The sequence below is a fragment of the Pseudonocardia sp. MH-G8 genome (assembly GCF_002262885.1).
In the GTDB taxonomy this organism is placed as follows: Bacteria; Actinomycetota; Actinomycetes; order Mycobacteriales; family Pseudonocardiaceae; genus Pseudonocardia.
On record NZ_NKYF01000049.1, the window covers coordinates 17,537 to 38,203 of the forward strand.

General features: G+C 72.1%; 19 protein-coding genes and 1 tRNA gene. 16 read left to right on the plus strand and 4 right to left on the minus strand.

All coding sequences use genetic code 11. The features are described from left to right. The 4 genes from CFP66_RS45745 to CFP66_RS45760 are packed head-to-tail and all read right to left on the minus strand — an operon-like array spanning window position 1 to window position 5,103. A complete protein-coding gene (locus tag CFP66_RS45745) occupies window positions 1-1,107 on the minus strand; it encodes a DUF917 domain-containing protein (RefSeq protein WP_094931782.1) in 1,107 nt (368 codons plus the stop codon). Continuing rightward, complete coding sequence (locus CFP66_RS45750; protein ID WP_094931784.1) at window positions 1,104-2,192, minus strand: DUF917 domain-containing protein; 1,089 nt, start codon at window positions 2,190-2,192, stop codon at window positions 1,104-1,106. The genes CFP66_RS45745 and CFP66_RS45750 overlap by 4 nt, the downstream gene beginning before the upstream one ends. Next, entirely contained in the window at window positions 2,189-3,760 is a 1,572-nt protein-coding gene (locus tag CFP66_RS45755; RefSeq protein ID WP_094931786.1) for a hydantoinase/oxoprolinase N-terminal domain-containing protein, read from the minus strand. The genes CFP66_RS45750 and CFP66_RS45755 overlap by 4 nt, the downstream gene beginning before the upstream one ends. Continuing rightward, a complete protein-coding gene (locus tag CFP66_RS45760) occupies window positions 3,760-5,103 on the minus strand; it encodes a cytosine permease (RefSeq protein ID WP_094931788.1) in 1,344 nt (447 codons plus the stop codon). The genes CFP66_RS45755 and CFP66_RS45760 overlap by 1 nt, the downstream gene beginning before the upstream one ends. A 148-nt stretch (window positions 5,104-5,251) precedes the next feature. On the opposite strand from CFP66_RS45760, the gene CFP66_RS45765 reads away from it, so the two are divergent. From CFP66_RS45765 to CFP66_RS45840, 16 genes are all read left to right on the plus strand, one after another. Beyond that, window positions 5,252-6,238 (plus strand): LLM class F420-dependent oxidoreductase, encoded by a 987-nt coding sequence (locus CFP66_RS45765; protein WP_094931789.1) that lies wholly within the window; start codon window positions 5,252-5,254, stop codon window positions 6,236-6,238. A 184-nt stretch (window positions 6,239-6,422) separates the two neighbouring features. Further along, window positions 6,423-7,481: a DctP family TRAP transporter solute-binding subunit gene (locus CFP66_RS45770; protein WP_094931791.1), complete on the plus strand. Its 1,059-nt coding sequence runs from the start codon at window positions 6,423-6,425 to the stop codon at window positions 7,479-7,481. A gap of 59 nt (window positions 7,482-7,540) precedes the next feature. Continuing rightward, window positions 7,541-8,155 carry a TRAP transporter small permease gene (locus CFP66_RS45775; protein ID WP_158228471.1) on the plus strand — a complete coding sequence of 205 codons (615 nt, stop codon included), beginning with the start codon at window positions 7,541-7,543 and terminating at the stop codon, window positions 8,153-8,155. Beyond that, the gene (locus CFP66_RS45780; protein WP_094931794.1) at window positions 8,152-9,441 is read left to right on the plus strand and encodes a TRAP transporter large permease; all 1,290 of its coding nucleotides are present in this window, start codon (window positions 8,152-8,154) and stop codon (window positions 9,439-9,441) included. The genes CFP66_RS45775 and CFP66_RS45780 overlap by 4 nt, the downstream gene beginning before the upstream one ends. Before the next feature lie 42 nt (window positions 9,442-9,483). Next, complete coding sequence (xerD, locus tag CFP66_RS45785) at window positions 9,484-10,422, plus strand: site-specific tyrosine recombinase XerD (protein ID WP_094931812.1); 939 nt, start codon at window positions 9,484-9,486, stop codon at window positions 10,420-10,422. Window positions 10,423-10,546: 124 nt separating this feature from the next. Next, complete coding sequence (locus CFP66_RS45790; RefSeq protein ID WP_369805293.1) at window positions 10,547-11,545, plus strand: ParA family protein; 999 nt, start codon at window positions 10,547-10,549, stop codon at window positions 11,543-11,545. Window positions 11,546-11,570: 25 nt separating this feature from the next. Continuing rightward, window positions 11,571-12,383: a ScpA family protein gene (locus CFP66_RS45795; RefSeq protein ID WP_094931796.1), complete on the plus strand. Its 813-nt coding sequence runs from the start codon at window positions 11,571-11,573 to the stop codon at window positions 12,381-12,383. Beyond that, a complete protein-coding gene (scpB, locus tag CFP66_RS45800; protein WP_094931798.1) occupies window positions 12,376-13,017 on the plus strand; it encodes an SMC-Scp complex subunit ScpB in 642 nt (213 codons plus the stop codon). Before CFP66_RS45795 ends, scpB begins: the two co-directional genes overlap by 8 nt. Before the next feature lie 52 nt (window positions 13,018-13,069). Continuing rightward, a complete protein-coding gene (locus CFP66_RS45805) occupies window positions 13,070-13,846 on the plus strand; it encodes a pseudouridine synthase (RefSeq protein WP_094931800.1) in 777 nt (258 codons plus the stop codon). Window positions 13,847-13,996: 150 nt separating this feature from the next. Further along, a complete protein-coding gene (cmk, locus tag CFP66_RS45810; RefSeq protein ID WP_094931801.1) occupies window positions 13,997-14,701 on the plus strand; it encodes a (d)CMP kinase in 705 nt (234 codons plus the stop codon). After that, on the plus strand, window positions 14,698-15,351 hold the full coding sequence (locus CFP66_RS45815) for a 1-acyl-sn-glycerol-3-phosphate acyltransferase (RefSeq protein WP_233160283.1): 654 nt from the start codon (window positions 14,698-14,700) through the stop codon (window positions 15,349-15,351). Before cmk ends, CFP66_RS45815 begins: the two co-directional genes overlap by 4 nt. A 38-nt stretch (window positions 15,352-15,389) precedes the next feature. Beyond that, window positions 15,390-16,796, plus strand: coding sequence for a ribosome biogenesis GTPase Der (der, locus tag CFP66_RS45820; RefSeq protein WP_094931818.1), 1,407 nt, complete (start codon window positions 15,390-15,392; stop codon window positions 16,794-16,796). Window positions 16,797-16,825: 29 nt separating this feature from the next. Next, window positions 16,826-17,506, plus strand: coding sequence for a response regulator transcription factor (locus CFP66_RS45825; protein ID WP_255413951.1), 681 nt, complete (start codon window positions 16,826-16,828; stop codon window positions 17,504-17,506). Beyond that, window positions 17,503-18,648, plus strand: coding sequence for a sensor histidine kinase (locus CFP66_RS45830; RefSeq protein ID WP_233160284.1), 1,146 nt, complete (start codon window positions 17,503-17,505; stop codon window positions 18,646-18,648). The genes CFP66_RS45825 and CFP66_RS45830 overlap by 4 nt, the downstream gene beginning before the upstream one ends. A gap of 46 nt (window positions 18,649-18,694) precedes the next feature. Next, window positions 18,695-19,735 (plus strand): alpha/beta fold hydrolase, encoded by a 1,041-nt coding sequence (locus tag CFP66_RS45835; protein WP_369805294.1) that lies wholly within the window; start codon window positions 18,695-18,697, stop codon window positions 19,733-19,735. 217 nt (window positions 19,736-19,952) lie between these two features. Further along, window positions 19,953-20,026 (plus strand) — tRNA-Pro (locus CFP66_RS45840). Window positions 20,027-20,667: the final 641 nt, after the last annotated feature.

Here is a 20,667-nt window from a genome sequence, read left to right on the forward strand (position 1 = left end):
CTACCCGACGACCGGCACCACGTCCTCCACCGGCCGGAACGGGTGGTCGAGACCGAAGCAGGCCGGTCCGAACACCGCCAGCGCCTCGGGGGTGCGCATGATCTGCGGGGTCGAGATGCCGACGACCACGACCCGTTGCCCGTACCGCAGCGTCTCGGTCGTGATCGGCTCGCCGGACTCGGCCTCGAGCATGCAGATGAGGTCGGGCACGATGCAGCGCACGGCGCCGTCGACCTCGGCGACGAGCGTCTCGTTCTGGAACGAGGTACGCAGCGTCGAACCGCCGTCGAAGGAGACGAACCGGGCCCGGCCGCGGGCGAACCCGTCCACGGTGCGGCGTTCCACGTCGGCGACCTTCCCGGCGAACAGCACCCGCAGGTGCGAGTAGCCGGTCGGGGCGAGCACCTCGGTGAGCGCGGAGATCGGGTCCCGCAGTTGCTCGCGGGCCTCGCGCAGGGCCCTGCCGAGCGCGAGGCCCAGCGACAGCGTGCGCGGGACCGCCGTGCGCTTGACGTCCGCGCCGGACATCGCGTAATCGGCGATCAGCGCCGCCCCGCCCATCCGGATCGCCGCGCCGCGGGCGAGCCACTCCATCCGCCGGTTGTCGTGGCCGGTGTCGATGGTGACCGTCTCGCCGTGGTCGCCCGCCACGACCATCGGCGAGCCGGGCACGCCGTAGACGCCGAACGTCTCCATCTGCAGTTCGGGGAACGCCCGGCCCATGCCGTCGGCGTCGACGACGGGCAGGCCGGTCGTCGCGGCCACGACCAGCGGGATCATCGAGTTGATGCCGCCGCACTCGATCGGCATCGTCGCGTCGGCGCGCCGGCCGAGATGGCGCTCGAGCGTACGCAGCGCGGTGACCGCCTCGTCGCCGCGGGGGATCTTCTCGACCATGACGGTGGGCGCGCCCATCATCGCGGTGGGCACGACGAACGCGGCGTCGTCCACGTCGTCGGGGTCGAGCACGGTGACCGGCCCGTGCGCGCGCATCGCGGCCTCGACCATGAGCCGTCCGATGTGCGGGTCGCCGCCGCCGCCGGTGCCGAGCAGCGCGGCCCCGCGTGCGAGGTCGGGCAGGTCGGCAGGGCTCAGCTCCCAGGTCATCGAGCCTCCCGGGCGTCGAAGCGCACGGGGTCGGTGTCGTAGCCGAAGTAGCGCGGCCCGACCAGCGCGATCCCGTCGGGGGAGTGCCAGCGCTCGTCGGCCGGTGCGGCGAGCACCGAGACCCGGTGCCCGAAGCGCAACGCCTCGGTGGTGACCGGCTCGCCGGAGTCGGTGTCGAGCACGATGATCAGGTCGGGCGTCGTGACCTCGACGGTCCCGTCGCGGCGGGCCACCAGGTGCTCGTTCTGGAACTCGAGCACCAGTTCGCCCGCCCCTCCCGAGACGACCGCGGTGCCGCGCGCGAATCCGGTGGTCGTCCGCCGTGCGACGTCGGTGACCTTGCCGGAGTGCAGCACCCGCCCGCCCAGCTCGGCGGCGACGGCGCCGACCGCGTCGCCGTGCTCGGCGCGCACCTGCGCCACCCGGCTGCCGATCCGGGTGCAGAGGCTCAGCGTGCCCGCCACCAGGCTCGCGGGGGCCTGCACACCGGTCATCACGTAGTTCGAGATGATCGCGGAGCACCCCATCGTGAGGGTCAGCGAGCGGGCGAGCGCCTCCGCGGAGCGGTTGTCGACGGTCTGCAGAACCCCGACGTTGCCCTTCTCGTCGGCGATCGACATCGGCGTGCACCCGATCCCGGCCAGCGTCTGCAGCACCATCTGCAGTTCGGGGAAGGCGCGGCCCATGCCGTCGCCGTCCACGACCGGCAGGCCGAGCTGCGCGGCGGCCACCAGCGGGAACGTGGAGTTGACGCCGCCGGCCTCGATGCAGGCGATGTGGGTGGGTGTGACGCCGAGGTGGCGCGCCAGCTCCGCGACCGTGGCCCCGATCCGTTCGACCGACGGCGTCTTCTCCACCATCACGGTGGGCGCGCCCATCATGGCGACGGGGAACACCTGGGCGTCGTCGGGCAGGTCGGACGGCGCCACGAGCGTGACGGGGCCGTGCTCGCGCAGCGCCTGCGCGGCGAGCAGCCGCCCGATGTAGGGGTCGCCCCCGCCGCCGGTGCCGAGCACGGCGGCGCCGCGGGCCAGCGCCTCGAGGTCGTCCGCGGTGATCTGCGCGGTCGTGAGCGTGCCGGTCATGCGCGCGGTCCCGTCGGCTGCTCGATCCGCAGGTCGCCGACCGCTTTGCAGCGGATTCGGGTGGCGTTGCCGGGCAAGTAGGGGATCGGGACCTCGTCGAAGTCGACGATCGCGACCGTGGCGGGGTCGGCACCGGCCACGATGGCGCGGTCCACCGCCTCCTGGCGCGCCTCGTCGACGGCGGCGTCGCGGCGGCCGGGTTCGATCGCGAAGACCCGGTCCACCTCGCCGCCCACCTGGGCGATCGCCGCGCCGATGGCGTTGGCCACCGCGAAGTGCTCGGGGCGGTGCACCGCGCCGAGGCCGGGGAAGGTGTCGGGGAGCAGCACCGATCCGCCACCGACGGCCACCACGGGCAGCGGGTCGGCGGAGATCCGCATGCGGTCCACGACGTCGGCGACGTCGGCGGCGATCCGTTCCAGCGCCGCGGTGACGTCGGAGGCGGCGAGCCCCGCGACCCGGGCCGGGTCGCCGATGTCCACCCGGCCGGCCGCGACGGCGACGTCGGTGGCGGTGAGGACGTCACCGCCGAACACGCGCGCCTGCTCGACGAGCCGGTAGCCGACCGAGTCCGGCCCGACGCCGACGTCCGCCCCGCTGCCGCGCACCAGGCTGCCGCCGCCGAGACCGATGCTCAACACGTCGGGCATGCGGAAGTTGGTGCGCACGCCCGCCACGGTCACCTCGACGGTGGCTTCCCGTGGGAAACCGCCGGTGAGGACGCCGACGTCGGTGGTGGTGCCCCCGACGTCCACGACCGCGCAGGTTGCGAGGCCGGACAGGACCGCCGCGCCGCGCATCGAGTTGGTCGGCCCGGACGCGAACGTCGCCACCGGGTAGCGGCGGGCGAACTCGACGTCCATCAGGGTGCCGTCGTTCTGGCTGAGGTAGAGCGGCGCCGTGATGCCGTGCCCCGCGATCGAGGCGGCCAGCCCGTCGACGATCCCCGCGGCGAGCTCGCGCAGCGCCGCGTTGATGATCGTGGCGTTCTCCCGCTCCAGGAGCCCGACCCGGCCGATCTCGTGCGACAGCGACACCGGGACGTCCGCGCCGAGCTCCTCGGCGAGCACCTGCGCGGCCCGGACCTCGAACTCGGTGTTGACCGGCGAGAACACCGACGAGATCGCGACCGACCGCACGCCGTGCGCGGCCATGTCGGCGGCGTGGCGGCGCAGCTCGTCCTCGTCGAGCGGGGAGATCGGTCTCCCGTCGAACTCGTGGCCGCCGTGGGCGAGGTAGGCGCGTCCGGAGACCGCCGCGACCAGCCGGGCGGGCCAGTCGACCAGCGGCGGCAGCGACGCCGTGGCCGGCAGCCCGAGCCGCAGCGCCGCGGTGGGCGCGAGGCCGCGGGCCTCCACGAGCGCGTTGATGAAGTGCGTCGTCCCGATCATCACGGCCTGCACGTCGGCGGGCGCGAAAGCGTGCCGGCCCTGCAACCCGTCCAGCGCCGTGACGATCCCCGAGGTGACGTCCGGGGTCGTCGCGGCCTTGACCGCGGCGAGCACCCGATCGCCGTCCATGAGTACGGCGTCGGTGTTCGTGCCCCCGACGTCGATCCCGATCCGCATCAGACTGCCTCCTTCTCTCCGGCGGACGCGGCGGCGTCGTCCAGGGTGCGGCTGACGCCGACCCCCCGGACGAGGCCGGCTTTGCCCGCCACGACGTAGAGCACGAACGCGGCCACCAGCGAGTTGATGCTGGGCAGGCCCCAGGTGCCGAACTGGCCGATCAGCGCGGCGGCCACCCAGACGACAAGGGTGGCGGGCACCCACGTCGGGGCGGTCTCGGGGAGCCGGCCCGCGGCGCGGGAGCGGTCCAGCTCCGCGCGCCAGGTCTTCACGACGAAGTACTCGGCCACCATGATCCCGGCGATCGGCGGGAACGCCACGCCGAGGAGGGTGAGGAACCCGATGAAGCTGTCGAGGATGCCGCCCGCGGCGAGCACGCTGCCGACCACGCCGAGCGCGAGCGTCACCACCGCGCGGTTGACGCGCTTGCCGAAGACCGTGCCGACGAAGTTCACGACGCCGAGCCCGGAGCTGTAGAGGTTCCAGTCGTTGATCTTCAAGGTCCCCAGGATGATCACCAGGGTGCCGACCCACCCCACCGAGGAGGTGACGATGGTGATGATGTCGTCGGAGCGGATCGCGTGCGCCAGCAGCACTCCTGACATCCCGATCACGTACTCGCCGAGGGTGAACCCGACGACCGTCTGCTTCACGACGTCGCCCGCGGTGCGGTTGAACCGCGTCATGTCCGGGGTGATCACCGCACCGACGATGAAGCCACCCGCCACCAGCGTGGTGCCCTCGAGCAGCGACAGGCTCGGGCCTGCCGGGGCGGAGGCTACCAGCGCCCCCACGTCGTGGGCGAGCAGTTCGCTCCCGATCGACCACGCGATGAGCACGAGGAACGCCGGCACCGTCACGTAGGCGACCCACTTCATCGAGGCGAAGCCCCACAGCACGATGAGGGTCACCGCGAGCCCGAACAGCAGCGACCACACCCACACCGGCAGCACGCCGATCAGGCTGGCCAGCCCCTCGGCCGACACGCCCGACTGGATGCCGAACCAGCCGATCAGCGAGATGCCGATCGCCACTCCGACGACCGCGCTGCCGCCCTGGCCGAAGCCGGTCCAGCGGGTGAGCATCGAGGTCTGCATGCCTTCGCGGCAGCCGATGATGCCGACACCGATGGAAACGAGCTCCAGGACGACCGCGCCGAGCGTGAACGCGAGGAACGCCTCCCAGAAGGTCATGCCGAAACCGAGCGTGGAGCCCAGCAGGAACTGGCTCAGGGCGGACACCTGCCCGAACCGCTGCACCGCCACCGACCACCAGGAGTACCGCGCGGCCTCGGGCACGCGAACCAGTGCGTAGTCGTCGACGCCCACCCGACCTTCGCTCACGGCGACCTCCTCCGGTGTTTGCGGAAAGCTATGCCCTGGTCAGGAAGCGGTCACGAGGCAGATCGCCCGATCTCGGCCCGCCAGTGTGCACATTGCACCGGCAGCACTCCTCAGAGGAGGAGGGCTAAGGTAGGAGTTCGTGACCGGAATGCGCTTCGGAATGTTCGTTCCCCAGGGCTGGCGACACGACCTCGTCGGCATCGACCCGAAGGACCAGTGGGCCACGATGAAGGGCCTCGCGCAGCACGCCGACGCGGGCCCGTGGGAGTCCATCTGGGTCTACGACCACTTCCACACCGTCCCCGTGCCCACCGACGAGGCCACGCACGAGGCGTGGACGCTGATGGCGGCGTTCGGGGCCGTCACCGAGCGGGTGCGGCTCGGGCAGATGTGCACCTGCATGAGCTACCGCAACCCCGCCTACCTCGCGAAGGTCGCCGCCACCTGCGACGTCGTGTCCGGCGGGCGCGTCGAGATGGGCATCGGCGCCGGCTGGTACGAGCACGAGTGGCGCGCCTACGGCTACGGGTTCCCGCCGGCCCGTGAGCGGCTGCGGATGCTCGACGAGGGCGTGCAGATCATGCGCCAGGCCTGGAGCGAGGGCCGTGCCACGCTCGACGGGCAGCACTACCAGGTGGACGGCGCGATCGTGCGCCCGCTGCCGCTGCAGGAGGGCGGGATCCCGCTCTGGATCGCCGGGGGCGGGGAGAAGGTCACCCTGAAGATCGCGGCGAAGTACGCGCAGTACACCAACTTCGTGGGCGTCCAGGACGAGTTCGTCCGCAAGTCGGAGCTGCTCAAGGGGCACTGCGAGACGGTCGGCACCGACTTCGACGCCATCGTCCGGTCGTCGAACTTCAACGTGGCGATCGGGGAGACCGAGGCCGAGGTCGAGAAGCGGCTGCAGGACGTCGTCACGCGGGTGCAGCCCGCGATCGGCGAGGAGGCGGCCCAGAAGCTGCAGGGCCAGTTCCGCGACTCGCCCGCCTGCGGCACCCCGGCGCAGGTCGTGGAGCGCCTCGGCGCGCTGCGCGAGGCCGGCATGACCTACGGGATCTTCAACTTCTCCGAGGCCGCCTACGACCGCTCGGGCATCGAGCTGTTCGAGCGGGAGGTCATCCCCGCCCTGCGCTGACCCTGGCGCACCCGTTGCAGCGGAGCCACTTCCCTGCCACCTCGTTGCATGGGAGTGGCTCTGCTGCAACCGGGCCGCGTGCAGTGGTGACCGGAACGTTGCCTGCCCGGCCTTCCCAATCCCGATCTCCTCCGCGAGTATCCAGCGGATCGACGCATCGACGCGGCGAGGTGGAGGAACGGACATGATCAGACGACAAGGGCGTCGTTCGAAGGTCGCGGTGCTCATGGTCGCCGCGGCGCTGGTCCTGGCCGCATGCGGCGCGCGCGGGGCGGGCGCCGATGGCGGTGGAGGGGCCGAGGGCGAGAACTTCACGATCAAGTTCTCGCACGTGGTCACCCCGGCCACGCCGAAGGGCCAGGCCGCGCAGCGGTTCAAGGAGGTCGTCGAGGAGCGCTCCGGCGGCCGCATCACCGTGGAGATCTACCCGAACTCCGAGCTCTACGGCGACAAGGACGAGCTGCAGGCCCTGCAGTCCAACAGCGTGCAGATGCTCGCGCCCGCCAGCGCGAAGTTCACGACCGTGGCACCGGCCCTGCAGGTGCTCGACCTGCCGTTCCTGTTCGACAGCGTCGAGGACATCCCCGAGGTGGTCTCGCCCGACTCCGCGGCGGGCAAGGCGATCTACGAGAACGAGGCGCTCGCCGCCAGCAACATCAAGGTGATGGGCCTGTGGGACAACGGGCTCAAGCAGCTCTCCTCGAACACGGAGATGCGCACTCCGGATTCGCTGGCCGGGCTGAGCTTCCGCATCCAGCCCTCCGACGTGCTGCGCACCCAGTTCGAGAAGTGGGGGGCCAGCTCCACGCCGCTGGCGTTCGCCGAGGTCTACAACGCCCTCCAGCAAGGCGTGGTGAACGGCCAGGAGAACCCGTACTCGAACATCGAGTCGCAGAACATGCACACGGTGCAGAGCCACATCACCGAGTCCAACCACGGGTACATCGGCTACGTCCTGGTGATCAACAACCAGTTCTTCGAGACCCTGCCGGCCGACCTGCAGGAGGTCGTGCAGACCTCCGCCGACGAGGCCAGCACCTACAACCGTGATGTCGCGGCGAAGCTGAACGCGGAGGCCCGCGCGACGATCGAGGAGGCGGGCACGACCACGATCCTCGACCTGACCCCCGAGGAGCGCCAGGCGTTCAAGGACGCGGTCGTGCCGTCGGTGTGGGAGCAGTACGCCGACGTGGTCGGGCCGGACCTCATCGCCGACCTGCTCGCCGAGCAGAACTCCCAGTAGCGCACACACCGGACGGGGACGGCCCACGTGGCCGTCCCCGGTTCCCGCATGGAGGTCACGTGCAGCGCTTCGACCAGGTGCTGACCCGGATAGAGAACGTCCTGGCCGCGTCGGCCCTGGGCCTGGCCACGATCATCGCGATCGTCGCCGTGCTCCTGCGCTACGGGCTCGGGATCTTCCTCTTCTGGTCGGAGGAAGCGATCATCTACTTGATCATCTATTCGACGTTCCTCGGCGCCGTGATCACGTTGCGGCACAACGAGCACGTCAACGTCGACATCTTCGGCGCCTTCCTCCGCGCCCGCGGCAAGCGCGCGTTCGCCGTCCTCGGCGCCGCCATCACAGTCGTCTACCTCGTGGCCATCGGCACCTACGCCTGGCTGCTGCTGTTCGAGCCGTTCTCGACCGCGACGATCACGCCGTCGCTGAAGCTGCCGCTGTGGGTCGTGGAGGCCGCGGTCCCGATCGGATTCACGCTGATGCTGCTGCGCGCGCTGGAGATCCTCGTGCGGACGGCACGCGGGACCGAGGCGTTCGCCGAGGGGCACCGCTCGATCCTCGAGGTCGAGGCGGACGCGGCCGGCGTCGACCGGCGTGACGTCGAGCGGACCCGGGCCGAACCCGACGACCCACCGGATGCCCGGCCCGGCGACCGCGAGGAGGACGACCGGTGACCGAGGCGTCGATCGTGCTCGTGGTCCTCCTGTTCGCCCTGCTGTTCTCCTCCACCCCGATCGCGGTGGCGCTGGGCCTGACCTCGTTCGCGTACTTCTTCTACTACACGACGATCCCGCTCACGCAGGTGCCGGAGCGGCTGTTCAACGCGCTGAACACGTTCCCGCTGATGGCGATCCCGTTCTTCGTGCTCGCCGCGAGCATCATGAGCCGCGGCGGGATCAGCAGGCGGCTGATCGCGGCGTGCAACGCGGTGGTCGGCCAGTTCCGCGGCGGACTGGCGATGACCGGCGTGCTCTCGTGCATGTTCTTCGCGGCCATCTCCGGGTCCAGCCCGGCCACGGTCGTCGCCGTCGGCACGCTGATCATCCCGGCCATGGTGGCCAGCGGCTACCCGAAGCGGTTCTCGACCGGCCTGATCGCGACGTCCGGATCGCTCGGCATCCTCATCCCGCCGTCGATCCCGCTGATCGTCTACGGGATCGCGACCGAGCAGTCGATCGGCGACCTGTTCATCGCCGGCGTCCTGCCGGGCATCGTCGCCGGGCTCATGCTGCTCGCCCTGGTGTTCGTGCTCTCCCACCGCCGCGGCTACGGCACGGGCGAGCACGCGATCGTGATGACCACGGGGGAGAAGCTGCGCGCCCTGCGTGACGCGCTGCTGAGCCTCGCCCTGCCCGTGCTCGTGCTCGGCGGCATCTACGGCGGGATCTTCACGCCCACCGAGGCGGCCGCGATGGCCGTGTTCTACGCGGTCATCGTCTCCGTGTTCGTCTACCGCGAGCTGAAGCTGCCCGACCTCGGCGCGATCCTGCTCTCGTCCTCGCGCACGTCAGCGATGATCATGTTCATCATCGCCAACGGGATCCTGTTCTCGTTCGTGCTCACCTCCGAGCGGATCCCGGGCGAGATCACCGAGCTGCTGCTGGGCGCCGAGCTGAACAAGTGGACGTTCCTGCTGCTCGTCAACGTCATCCTGCTGGTGGCCGGCTGCTTCATGGAGACCTCCAGCGCGATCCTGATCATCGCCCCGATCCTGCTGCCGATCGGCCTCGAACTCGGGGTCGACCCGATCCACCTCGGGATCATCATGGTGATGAACCTCGAGATCGGGATGGTCACGCCGCCGCTGGGCCTGAACCTGTTCGTGGCCAGCGGGATGTCGGGGATGACGGTCCTGCAGGTCGCGCGGGCCGCGATCCCCACCGCGCTCGTGCTGCTGGCGGCGCTGTTCCTGGTGACCTACGTCCCGGCGATCTCGCTCGCGTTCCTCGGCGGCGGGTAGCCGGGCGCGTCCTGCGTGCCGCCGCAGCGCGTCCGCGGGAAGATGGTCGGTGTGGGAGCCCGACCGGACGACGTCGTCGAGGCGTTCCTGAACCACCTCGCGGTCGAGCGGGGGAGCGCGGAGAACACGCTGCGGGCCTACCGCAAGGACCTCGCCCGCTACCTCGAGCACCTCGCCGGGAAGGGGATGGACGAACTCGCCGACGTGCGCGAGGGCGACGTCGCGGCGTTCGTCCCGGCGCTGCGCAGCGGCCCTGCGGGCCTGGCGGCGTCGTCGGCGGCGCGGGCGCTCGCCGCGGTTCGGGGGCTGCACCGCTTCGCCGTGCGGGACGGGCTGGTGCCCGACGACGTCGCCCGCGACGTCGCGCCGCCCGCGTTGCCGGTCCGCCTGCCGCGGACGCTGTCGGTGGACGAGGTCGAGCAGTTGCTGGCCGGGTGCATCGGGGACGGCCCGTCCGCGCTGCGCTCCCGCGCGCTGCTGGAGCTGCTCTACTCCACCGGCGCCCGGATCTCGGAGGCCGTGGGGCTCGACGTCGACGACCTCGACACGACGGCGCGCACGGTGCTGCTGCGCGGCAAGGGTGGCAAGCAGCGGATCGTGCCCGTCGGGCGGCCCGCGCTCGCCGCCGTCGACGTGTACCGGGTGCGGGGCCGCCCGGCGCTGGCCGCACGCGGGCGGGGGAGCCCGGCGTTGCTGCTCAACGCCCGCGGGGCGCGCCTGTCGCGGCAGAGCGCCTGGCACGCCCTGCGCGCCGCCGCGGACGCCGCCGGGCTGACCGCCGACGTCTCCCCGCACACGCTGCGGCACTGCTTCGCCACCCACCTGCTCGCCGGGGGCGCCGACGTCCGCGTCGTGCAGGAGCTGCTCGGCCACGCGTCGGTGACGACCACGCAGGTCTACACGCACGTCACGGTCGACACCCTGCGCGAGGTCTACGCGACCTCGCACCCACGCGCCCTGCGTGCGGTGCGCACGCCGTGAGCAGGGGTTCCGGCTCACCCGATCCGGACCCGCCGTTCCCCCGACCGCGCCGCGCGCCCGTCGTCCATCCCGGTGTCGTCTCCGGGTAACCTCGGGGTCCCTTCGGTCACACTCGGCCGATCGGATGGCCGACACGCGGCGGGGCGCGTTGCCGGTCGTCCGCCCGGGCTCCTACGCTGCGCGGATCGGCCCTGTCACGGGTCACCCGCCAGAGACCGGAGACCGCATGGACACGCCGCGGCCCTTCGCCCCCCGCTCGGAGCCGCTCGACGAAGATCGCTACGACGACGAGCTGGACGCCGACTCCGTGGGGAGAGACCGCGTGAACGTGCCCGAACCGGCCCCGCTGACCGAACACGGTCCGGCGCGGGTGATCGCGGTCGCCAACCAGAAGGGCGGCGTCGGCAAGACGACGTCGACGATCAACCTGGGCGCGGCGCTCGCGGAGTACGGCCGCCGGGTGCTGCTCGTCGACTTCGATCCGCAGGGTGCGCTCTCGGTCGGGCTCGGAGTGCAGGCCCACGAGCTGGACATGACGATCTACAACCTGCTCATGGAGCGCGGGGCGGAGATCGACGAGGTCATAAGGCCCAGCGGCGTCGAGGGCATGGACCTGCTGCCCAGCAACATCGACCTGTCCGCCGCCGAGGTGCAGCTCGTCACCGAGGTGGGCCGGGAGCAGGCGCTCGGGCGGGCGATCAAGCCGGTGCTCGACCGCTACGACGTCATCCTCATCGACTGCCAGCCGTCGCTCGGCCTGCTCACGATCAACGCGCTCGCCTGTGCCGATTCGATCCTCATCCCGCTGGCCTGCGAGTTCTTCTCGCTGCGCGGCGTCGCCCTGCTGATGGACACCATCGACAAGGTGAAGGAGCGGCTCAACCCCGACCTGCAGATCCTGGGCATACTGGCCACGATGTTCGACCCCCGCACGCTGCACACCAAGGAGGTGCGCCAGCGCGTGATCGAGGCCTTCGGCGAGCTCGTGTTCGAGGCCGTGATCAACCGCACCGTCCGGTTCCCGGAGACCACCGTGGCGGGGGAGCCGATCACCACGTGGGCGCCCGCATCCAACGGGGCCAAGGCGTACCGGATGCTGGCCCGCGAGGTCATCGCCCGGTGAACGGGCACGCGAGGGGCCGAGCCGCGTGACGGTCGTCGACGACGACGCGTCGGCGCCCACCCGTGCCCGCCCGCGTTTCCAGGTCCGGCTGTACAACTTCGAGGGGCCGTTCGACCTCCTGCTGCAGCTGATCGGCAAGCACGAGCTCGACATCACCGAGATGGCGTTGCACACCGTCACCGACGACTTCATCGCGCACCTCGCCGCGCTGGGCGACGACGCCGACCTGGACGAGACCACGGAATTCCTGCTGGTCGCGGCCACCTTGCTGGATCTGAAGGCGGCTCGGCTGCTGCCCGACGCCGAGGTGGAGGACGCCGAGGACCTCGCGCTGCTCGAGGCCCGGGACCTGCTGTTCGCGCGGCTGCTGCAGTACCGCGCCTACAAGCAGGTGGCCGGGCTGTTCGTGGAGCTCGAGGCCGGGGCGATGCGGCGGTTCCCGCGGTCGGTGGCGCTGGAGGAGCGCTTCTCCGCGCTGCTGCCCGAGGTGCTGCTCGGCGTCGACCCGGAGACCTTCGCCGCGCTCGCCGCCTCGGTGTTCCGGCCCAAGCCCCCGCCCACCGTGGGCATCGACCACCTGCACGCCCCGACGGTGTCGGTGGCCGAGCAGGTGGCCATCGTGGCGGAGCGGCTCGCCGAGCTCGGCGAGGCCACGTTCGCCGAGCTCACCGCCGACTGCGACGGCCCCCTGGAGGTCGTGGCCCGCTTCCTCGCGGTGCTCGACCTCTTCCGGGAGGCCGTCATCGATCTGGCGCAGCCCGAGCCGTTCGGGGAGCTGACAGTACGCTGGACACCGTCCACCTCCGAGAAACCGGGCGCCACGACCACTGATGACTGATACCCCCGCCGACCTCGCCGCCACCGTGCTGGACCTCGTCCCGGACGGGGCGGGCGAGGAAGCACCCGAGGACGTCCTCGCCGAGGACGCCCTCGCCGACGACGCGGCACTCGACGCCGCGCTCGAGGCGCTGCTCCTCGTGGTCGACGCCCCCACCGACGAGGAGACCCTCGCCCTGGCGCTCGACCAGCCGGTGGCGCGGGTCCGCGAGGCGGTGCGCCGGCTCTCCGGGGCCTACACCGCCGCGGAACGGGGCATCGACCTGCGGCACTCCGGCGGCGGCTGGCGCTTCTACACCCGCGACGCGTACGCGCCCTACGTCGAGCGTCTGCTGCTGGACGGCCAGCGCGCCCGGCTCACCCGCGCGGCGCTGGAGACGCTGGCCGTCGTCGCCTACCGGCAGCCGGTCACCCGTGCCCGCGTCTCGGCGGTGCGCGGCGTCAACTGCGACGGCGTGCTGCGCACGCTTCTCACGCGTGGCCTGGTGCAGGAGGCCGGCGTCGATCCCGCCACCCAGGGCACCCTGTTCTGCACCACCGAGATGTTTCTGGAACGGCTGGGACTCTCCTCGCTGGAAGAGCTGCCGCCACTCGCCCCACTGCTGCCCGACGTCGACGCGATCGACGAGATGTGATTACCCGAGAACTGTGAATACCCGACGTGATGAGAACAGCCCGATGAGTGACATGACCACTGGTGCGCGCCCCGACGGCGTCCGCCTGCAGAAGGTGCTGGCCCAGGCCGGCGTCGCGTCCCGCCGCGCCGCGGAGGAGTTGATCGCGGCCGGCCGAGTGAGCGTCGACGGCAAGATCGTGCGGGAGATGGGGCGCCGCATCGACCCCGACACCGCCGTCGTGCACGTCGACGGCTCGCGCATCGTGCTGAACGAGGACGTCGTGCACCTCGCGCTGAACAAGCCGCGCGGCATCCTCTCGACGATGCACGACGACCGCGGCCGCCAGTGCGTCGGGGACCTCGTGGTCGAGCGCGGGATCGTCGACGAGCACTTCACCGGCGCACCGCGGGCGCGGCTGTTCCACGTCGGCCGCCTCGACGCCGAGACCGAGGGCCTGCTGCTGCTCACCAACGACGGCGAGCTGGGACACCGGCTGATGCACCCGTCGTACGAGATCGAGAAGACCTACCTCGCCGAGGTGATGGGCCAGGTGGCCCGGGACCTGGGTCGCAGGCTGCGCGACGGCGTCGAGCTCGACGACGGGCCCGTCGCCGTCCACTCGTTCAAGCTGGTGGACTCCGCGCCCGGCCGGTCCCTGATCGAGCTGGTGATCCACGAGGGCCGCAAGCACGTGGTGCGCCGGCTGCTCGACGAGGTCGGGCACCCGGTGCAGCGGCTCGTGCGCACGGCGATCGGCGAGGTGCGCCTCGGCGACCAGCGCCCCGGCCGGTTCCGCCCGCTCACCCGCGCCGAGGTCGGAGGCCTCTACCGCTCGGTGGACATGTAGCGGCTGCCGCCGCCCGTGAGTGGATACGAGTGCTCCGGCACTCGTATCCACTCACGGGTGGCCTCGGGCCACAAGGCATGATGGTCGGCGGCCCGCGGACGGCGCGCGGCAGAACGGGTCCGCGCGGCCCGAGGACGAGGGGGCTTGCGGGTGACCGGGCGGCTGCACGGGGTCGTGGCGATGGACGGGCCGTCGGGCACGGGGAAGTCCACCGTCTCGCGACGGCTGGCGGCCACCTGCGGCGCGGCGTACCTCGACACGGGCGCGATGTACCGGGCGCTCACCCTCGCCGTCCTGCGCACCGGGCTCGACGGCGCTGCCCCGACCGCAGGCGATGTTGCGGTGGCGGCCGCCAACGATCTGGAGTCGGTGACCGATCCCGCGGCCCCGGCGATCCGGCTCGCAGGCGAGGACATCGAGGCGGAGATCCGCGGACCGGCGGTGACCGCCGCCGTCAGCGCGGTCTCGGCGGTGCCGGCGGTGCGCACGGCGCTCGTGCAGCGTCAGCGGGAGCTGATCGCCGAGGCCGTGGCCCGCCACGGTGGGATCGTGGTCGAGGGCCGCGACATCGGGAGCGTCGTGGTGCCCGACGCGCCGTTGAAGGTCTACCTCACCGCGTCGGAGGAGATCCGGGCAGCGCGGCGCGAGGCGCAGGACCGCAAGGCGGGCCGGGGCGGCGACACGGTCACGGTGCTGGCCGACGTCCGCAGGCGCGACCGGCTCGACTCCACACGCAAGACCTCGCCGCTGCACGCCGCCGCGGACGCACTCGTGATCGACACCGACGAGCTCAGCGTCGAGGACGTGCTGGCGGAGCTGCTGCGATTGGTGCGCGACCGGGGGCTGCTGACGTGAGCCCGCACGGTGCGGCGGACCTGCCGCCCGGCGCGTGGCCCTGGTTGCACGACCGCGGCCGGTGGCTCGCGTCGTGGATGTTCCGGCCGTTCTACCGCGTGCAGGTGCACCACCGGGGGCGGATCCCGGCGAGCGGGCCCGTGGTCGTGATCGCCAACCACAGCGCCAACGTCGACGGGCCAATGATCTTCGGACTATTGGGGCGCCGCGCGGTGTTCTGGGTAAAACAGGAGATGTTCACCGGCCTGGCCGGCGTCGGCCTGCGGCGGATCGGGCAGTTGCCGGTGCGCCGGGGCGAAGCCGACCGGCGGCCGCTCACCGCGGCGGTGGCGGTGCTGCGCGGCGACGGGCTCGTCGGGGTGTTCCCCGAGGGCACGCGCGGTAGCGGCGAGGTCGCGGCCGCACAGCACGGAGCCGCGTGGCTGGCGCGCACGAGCGGGGCGCAGGTGCTCCCGGTCGTGTGCCGGGGTACGCGACGCCCCGACGGGGCGCGCCGGCGCTGGCGCCCGCGGGTGGACATCGTGGTAGGTGAGCCGCTGACCGTGGCCACCGGTGGCGGACGGGCCGGGCTCACCGCCGCCACCGAGACTCTCCGGGCCGAGTTGGCCGGGATGGTCCGGGAACTCGACGAGCGACGCAACAACACGTGAGTGGGCTGGACGTGAACGGAACCGACGACCGCGCCGCGATGGCGGAACTGGGGCTGGACCCCGATGAGTTCTCCGCGCCGGACGGCGTGCTGGGAGAAGGGCAGGACCCCGGGCAGCTGGTGCCGACACCGGTGCTCGCGGTCGTCGGACGACCGAACGTCGGGAAGTCGACGCTGGTCAACCGGCTGCTCGGGCGCCGCGAGGCGGTGGTGCAGGACATCCCGGGTGTCACCCGCGACCGGGTGGCCTACGACGCACTGTGGAACGGGCGGCGCTTCACGCTCGTCGACACCGGCGGCTGGGAGCCCGACGCGCGCGGCCTGCAGGCCGCCGTCTCCGCACAGGCCGACATGGCGATCCGCACCGCCGATGCGGTGCTGCTCGTCGTGGACGCGAGCGTGGGCGCCACCAGCACCGACGAGGCGGTGGCGCGCATCCTGCGCCGTTCCGACCGTCCGGTGCTGCTCGCGGCCACCAAGGTCGACGACGACCGGCTCACCTCCGACACCGCCGCGCTGTGGCGTCTCGGGCTCGGTGAGCCGCACCCGGTGAGCGGGCTGCACGGCCGCGGCTCCGGCGACCTCCTCGACGCGGTGCTCGAGGCGCTGCCCGAGACCCCGCGCGACGACGTGGGCGCCGCGGGCGGCGGGCCACGCCGTGTCGCGCTCGTCGGCAAGCCGAACGTCGGCAAGTCGAGCCTGCTCAACAAGGTGTCGGGGGAGGTGCGCTCGGTCGTCCACGACGTCGCCGGCACCACCGTCGACCCGGTCGACTCGCTCGTCGAACTCGACGGCGAGGTCTGGCGGTTCGTCGACACCGCGGGGCTGCGCAAGCGCGTGCAGACCGCGAGCGGGATGGAGTACTACGCCAGCCTGCGCACGCGGGCCGCGATCGAGGCGGCCGAGGTCGCCGTCGTGCTGATCGATGCGAGCGAGCCCATCGCCGAGCAGGACCAGCGCGTCATCACGATGGTCGACGAGGCCGGCCGCGCCCTCGTGCTCGTGTTCAACAAGTGGGACCTCGTCGACGACGACCGCCGCCTCGCCATGAAGCGCGAGCTGGAGCGCGACCTCGTGCGCGTGCCGTGGGCGGAGCGGGTCAACGTCTCCGCGCTGACCGGACGGTCCGTCGCGAAGATCGCACCCGCGCTGCGCACCGCGCTCGCGTCCTGGGACCAGCGGATCCCCACCGGGCGCCTGAACGGATGGCTGTCCGACGTCGTCGCCGCGACACCGCCCCCGGTGCGCAGCGGCAAGCAGCCCAAGATCCTGTTCGCCACCCAGGCGCAGACCCGCCCGCCGACGTTCGTGCTGTTCACCTCCGGCTTCCTGGAGGCGGGCTACCGGCGGTTCCTGGAGCGACGGCTCCGTGAGGAGTTCGGGTTCGCCGGTTCGCCGGTGCGCATCTCGGTGCGCGTGCGGGAGAAGCGCAGCCGGAAGGGCTGATCCGGCGCCGGCGCCGTTACGCTCGACGGGTGACGGCGACGCTGCAGGCAGCCGCCCCGGTCGCGCGCCGCCCCGTCCGGGTCGTGCTCGCCGACGACGAGCCCCTGATGCGGGCGGGGCTGCGCACGGTGCTGGAGGCGGGCGGCTCCGTCGAGGTCGTGGGCCAGGCCGAGGACGGCGCGGCGATGCTGGCGGCCGTCGACGCGCACCGGCCCGACGTCGTGCTGGTCGACGTGCAGATGCCGGGCACCGGCGGCCTGGAGGCGCTGCGCCTGCTCTGCGCCCGTCCGGACGCACCACCCGCGGCCGTGCTCACCACCTTCGACCTCGACGACTACGTGGCCGAGGCGCTGCGGATCGGTGTGCAGGGCTTCCTGCTCAAGGATGCCGAGCCGGACGCGCTGGTCCGCGCCGTGCTCGACCTCGCCGCGGGTGGGGCCGTGCTCGACCCGCGGATCACCGCACGGCTGCTGCCACGGCTCGCGGCGGGTTCGCCGCAACCGGAACCGTCGCGACCGGACGGGCTCACGACCCGGGAGCTGCAGGTGCTGCGCGGGCTCGCGGCCGGCGAGTCGAACGCCGCCATCGGTGAGCGGCTCGGGCTCGCCGAGGCCACCGTCAAGAAGTACGTCTCCGCGCTGCTGGTGAAGCTGGGCGCCGAGAACCGCGTCCAGGCCGCGTTGCGGGCCCAGGGCTGGGGGTTGCCGTGACGCCCCTGCGGATCCCGATCCCGCTGCCCGGCCGGCGCGCGCTGCTCGAGGCCGCGGCCGTGCTCGTCCCGGCCGGTGCGGTGCTGCTCGGCGAGGCGCCGTTCGCCTGGTCGGTGCCCGCCGCGCTCGTGGCCTGCGCCCTGCTGCCCTTGCGTCACGTCTGGCCGCCGCTGGGCCTGCTCGGCGGGCTCTGGGGGCTCGCGGGTGGTCTGGGCTGGCCGCCCGCGATCGTCGCGCTCTACACGATGGGCCGCCGCTGCCGGCACCTTCCCTCGCTCGTGCCGTGGGCCGCCGCCGCCGTCCTCGTCGCCGTCACACCGGTGCTGATGACGCAGGACCTGGGCTGGAACAAGATCGTGCTCGCGTTCGGCTTCGTCGGCCTCTACGCCGGGGCGCCCGCCGTGATGGGCCTCCTCGTGAGCACCCGCAGCCGGCTCACCGAGAGCCTGCGCGAGCTGGAGCGCGCCCGCGAGGACGCGCTCGCCGCGTCCCGCGACGCCGCGAGGGCGCAGGAGCGGGCCCGGATCGGCCGGGAGATCCACGACGCGGTGGGCCACCACGCCACGCTGATCGCGGTCGGTGCCGCCGCGATCGTCGCCTCCACCGCGGAGGACGAGACCCGCCGCGGCGCCGAGCAGCTGCGCGTGCTGGCCAAGCGCGCGCTCGCCGAGATGCGCGCGGCGCTGGGGCTGCTCGACGGCACCGGACACGCCGCAGGCCTCGCGGAGATCACCGCCCTGGTCGCGGGATCCCGCTCGGCCGGGGTCGCCGTGGAGCGGGAGGACCGGGGCGAGCCCGTCGGCGTCGCACCCGGCACCGGCCGCGCCGCGTACTGCGTCGTGCAGGAGTCGCTCACCAACGCCGCCCGGCACGCCCCCGGCGCTCGGGTCTGCGTACGGCTGCACTGGCATCCCACGGAGCTCGTGGTGGAGGTCGCCAACGACGCCCCGGTCGCGTCGCAGTCCCGCGCCGTGACGGCGGGTGGGGGAGCGGGCCTGACGGGGCTCTCGGAGCGGGTGGGTGCAACGGGCGGCGAGCTCGTCGTCGGCCCCCGCGAGGGCGGTGGCTTCACCGTGCGCGCGACGTTCCCGCTGGAGCCGCACCCTGCCGGAGCCCTCGCGCCCGCACTTGACCCGCCTTGAACCCCGGAATACTTTCATCCGGTACTAACAGCCCGCGGAGGTGCTCGTGACAGGCCCGGATGCGCCCTACGACGTCCACGAGATCCCGGACTTCACGCTCGCCTGCGGCGCGACCTTGCGTCCCGCGCGGATCGCGTACCAGACCTACGGGAGCCTCAACGCCGCGAAGGACAACGCGATCGTCTACCCGACCTGGTACTCGGGGCGGCACTGGGACAACGAGTGGCTGATCGGTGAGGGGATGGCGCTCGACCCCGAGCGCTGGTTCGTCATCGTGCCCAACATGCTCGGCAACGGCGTGTCGTCCTCCCCGTCGAACACGCCGCCCCCGTGGGACCGCGCCCGGTTCCCGCCGATCGCGGTCCGCGACAACGTCGCCGCGCAGCACCGGCTCATCACCGAGGTCTTCGGCATCGAGACGATCCCGCTGGTGCTCGGATGGTCCATGGGCGCGGGCCAGACCTACCAGTGGGCGGTGAGCCACCCGGAGATGGTGCAGCGGATCATGCCGTTCTGCGGATCGGCGCGCACCGCACCGCACAACCGCGTGTTCCTCGACTCGCTGCGCCACGCACTGAAGGCCGACGCCACGTTCGCCGGCGGCTGGTACCGGCCCGACGAACCACCGGTGCTCGGCCTGCGCGCCTTCGCGCGGATCTACGCGGGCTGGGGGTTCTCCCAGGCGTTCTACTGGGACGAGGTGTGGCGCGAGCTCGGACACACCTCGCTCGAGGACTTCGTCGTCGGGTTCTGGGAAGGCTTCTTCCTCGACGACCGGGACCCGAACAACCTGCTGACGATGCTCGACACCTGGTGGCACGGCGACGTCGGCCGGACTCCGGGGTTCTCCTCGACCGAAGAGGCACTCGCATCGATCCGGGCGCGAGCGCTCGTCATGCCCGCCGAGAAGGACCTCTACTTCCCGCCCGAGGACGAGCGCTGGGCCGTCTCGCACATCCCGAACGCGGAGCTGCGGGTGATCCCCGGCGTGTGGGGGCACTTCGCGGGCGGTGGCGCGAACCCGGTGGACACCGCGTTCATCGACCGCGCCGCGGCCGAGCTGCTCGCCGCCCCGCCCGGCATCTGAGCTACCGACCAGTACCCACCAAAGTCGCCTCGACGGTGCTACCGACGACGGTGGTGCACCCCCGCTCCTGCACCGAGACTGGGGCCTCCGCAGCGCCGGGTCATCGGCGGTGCGGGCACAGGAAGGTGCGGCTGCCGAGCTCGTCGGGGGAGCCACGACCGGCCGCGGAGGCTGATCGGCCATGCGGTAGGCTGATCGAGCCCCCTCGGGGGGTGGCCGGGACGTGGCGCAGCTTGGTAGCGCACTTGACTGGGGGTCAAGGGGTCGCAGGTTCAAATCCTGTCGTCCCGACGGCACGATGGGCGGTTCCTTTGCTATGAGGGAGCCGCCCATCGGCGTATCTACCAGGGGAAACGGACGCATCAGGCGATCTTAAGTTGATCTTCTGTGGATCTTGCATGATCGTCCCTTGTGGTCGTTGAGCATCAAACAGGAGCGAATCAGGAGCGGCGTGCTCCTGCCTTTGACCGAAGCGGCCAAATGGGGTCGAGTTCTTTGACTGCGATGCACCAAATGGGGTCGGACGTGACGAACGTCACGGTCCCTGTTGCTCTTTGCCTCCGGCACGTCCCGTAGCCGGGCGCGGCGCCGGGTTGTGCTACCAGTCTCGCAGTAGCGAGGATAAGCGTTCGAGCCAATCAGCTCGGAGCATGCCAGGGGAGTGCAACTTGGGCCGGACCGCCGACGCGAACGTCGTGCCGCGAATAGTGCTACCTCGGCCGGAGCGCGCGAACCAGTGGCAGACGGCGGATACGCAACCCGTGATCGCGACGGGTGGCGGCGGCTCATCGGATTGAACGTGCCGGTTCGTGCATCGTGGCCGCCGCCCCCGGCAGGACTCGAACCTGTGCCCCCGGCAGGACTCGAACCTGTGCCCCCGGCAGGACTCGAACCTGTGCCCCCGGCAGGACTCGAACCTGTGCCCCCGGCAG